The organism is Mesorhizobium sp. M7A.F.Ca.ET.027.02.1.1, assembly GCF_004022985.1.
GTDB lineage: Bacteria > Pseudomonadota > Alphaproteobacteria > Rhizobiales > Rhizobiaceae > Mesorhizobium.
In genome coordinates this window covers 1-576 of record NZ_RZOL01000898.1, presented here as the reverse complement: position 1 = coordinate 576, position 576 = coordinate 1, and the positions used below count along the sequence as shown (strand labels likewise).

Here is a 576-nt window from a genome sequence, read left to right as displayed (position 1 = left end):
GTTCCGAGGCAGGGGTGGCCGACTGGTTGATGGTTTAGATTTAGCTGCAATGGAGGTCGTCACGGTGACCGGACGCGCCGGCGTGGGAGGGCGCCTGCCAGCCTTGGCCGCGAAAACGGCACCGCGGGGCCGCGTTAATGCCGGCGCCGCTTCACTCGCGCGCGCAAACCGCGGCGGAACCAACATGTCGTCAAAACCAGCACTCGGTTTTGGTGCTGCTTTCCGGCCGGAATCCGGCTCCGTGTCCACCTTGGCGGCCGCCGCCTTAAAGGCCGGAATCGGCAACCAGGCACGCTTCGACAGCTCAGCGTCGGCAAAATAGAAATTGCGTGTGCCAAAAATCGCATGCGAGCCGCGAGGCAGGAGGATGCATTTGTTGCGGCTCATGGTGCGGATCTCGTCAGGGCGCATCAAAGGCCGACGGACCTCCTTCACGTGCACCGTGCGCGCGTGATGCATGTCGAACATCGTCGCTTGGGTCTTGCTGACATCCTTCTGGACTTCGGTGCGCTCGCCCAAAGTATCGGAAATGTATTTCAGGTCTTCGGCGTCCTGGGCGCCGAAAAACACCTGGAC

At 62.0% G+C, this 576-nt stretch carries 1 protein-coding gene; it reads right to left on the bottom strand.

Annotated elements, in window-relative coordinates; genetic code table 11:
- Nucleotides 1-576 (bottom strand): type IV secretory system conjugative DNA transfer family protein (locus EN749_RS36895; RefSeq protein ID WP_148674729.1); only part of this gene is annotated, 576 nt, incomplete at both ends.